The organism is Sphingobium sp. BS19, assembly GCF_027925545.1.
GTDB lineage: Bacteria > Pseudomonadota > Alphaproteobacteria > Sphingomonadales > Sphingomonadaceae > Sphingobium.
On the sequence record NZ_BSEF01000070.1, the window covers coordinates 1 to 1,346 of the forward strand.

Here is a 1,346-nt window from a genome sequence, read left to right on the forward strand (position 1 = left end):
TCAAACGGAAGACCATCGAACATCGCCGCTTGCTCCACCGCAAGATCGCCGCTTAATATCAACCCCAGGACGAGGCCCGCACTCCGCTAATTTACGCCGCGAGTTGTGCCAAATGTTCTGACGACGGACAGTGTGTCGGTGAACGCCGTCACGGCAGCCGGGATTTGGCGACGACTCGGATAGAGGAACTCATTCGCCTTTAAACGAGAAGTTCCATGTATGTTCTTTTCGTTTTCCTACATGGGATGCTTCGCGATATGCCTGCGAATCGCATCAGTGCAGATGCAAGGAGACAGCCATGCACCATCCAACCACCGTTGCCAGACCGGCTAATCAAAGTCTGGCTCGCGTGCTCGCCCATGCGATCGATGCCGGCGGCAAACCCCGCCATAGGATTGCCAGTGAATGTGGGATGCACCGCGAGACCCTGCTTCGCGTAGCGCGTGGCGAGCGGCCTATCGGGCTCGACGAAGCGGCACTTGTGCTCGCCGCCTGTGGAGCGCACCCCCGCGCGACCATGATCCTTGCTCTTGCCGGGCAAGAAGAGCTCGCTTGCGAGTGGATGCATGGCGAGATGGGCGAATTTCTCGAAGAGTTCTTCACCAGCCTCCCAGTCCACCTTCAGCGGACCCTGGGACGGCGGATTGAGGATCTGCGGCCTCGGTGGGCCAACGGCACCTCACAGCTCGTGGCACGAATGCTTGCCAAGCACATCGATGATTTCGTGGGCCGAGACATCACGATGTCACTGCCACGGTAGCCTGAGAGTTCGGAGGGGACCGAACCCAAGCAAATGAGATCAACAATGCCAGATGAAATGCACACGCCGCAACCGCCCGAAGCAGCGCCGCCGGCGAGGCTTTTGCGCCTGCCGGAAGTGATCGCCCGCGTCGGACTGCGCCGTTCCGCCATCTATCAGCGTATGAGCGAGGGGCGGTTCCCGAGATCGCGATCGCTGGGGCCGAAATGCGCAGTTTGGGTTGAAGCTGAAATCGACGAGTGGATCCGCGAAGTATCGCGAATTTCAAACTGATTTCACAAGGGTCTTCCACATGAAGACCTTCGCCGATTGGCATATTTTGCCAGCCTGAGAGCCCGCCTCGAAAGATGTTGAGCAATACCAGCATGTTATGGTTCACGCCGTCCTTGCGAAGAGATGGAGTGATCGATGGCATGGACTGGTATTGCCCGGCAGGAGCATAGCCGGAAAGGATTGCGCTATTCCAGTGATATGACGGAGCGGGAATGGTCGTTGGTGGCTCCCTTCATCCCACCAGCCAAGCGCGGAGGCCGGCGCCGCAGGACGGACATGCGCGAAGTCCTGAATGCCTTGCTCTACATCGCCG

Annotated in this window: 3 protein-coding genes; all 3 read left to right on the top strand. The window is 58.8% G+C overall.

Going from position 1 to position 1,346, the window contains the following annotated elements; genetic code table 11:
• The first annotated feature begins 412 nt into the window (after window positions 1–412).
• Window positions 413–760 carry a transcriptional regulator gene (locus QMG56_RS23180; protein ID WP_281825260.1) on the top strand — a complete coding sequence of 116 codons (348 nt, stop codon included), beginning with the start codon at window positions 413–415 and terminating at the stop codon, window positions 758–760.
• Window positions 761–793: 33 nt separating this feature from the next.
• On the top strand, window positions 794–1,033 hold the full coding sequence (locus tag QMG56_RS23185; RefSeq protein ID WP_375713761.1) for an AlpA family phage regulatory protein: 240 nt from the start codon (window positions 794–796) through the stop codon (window positions 1,031–1,033).
• 135 nt (window positions 1,034–1,168) lie between these two features.
• Window positions 1,169–1,346, top strand: a 178-nt coding sequence (locus tag QMG56_RS23190) for a transposase (RefSeq protein ID WP_281825262.1), incomplete at its 3' end; no start/stop codon positions are given.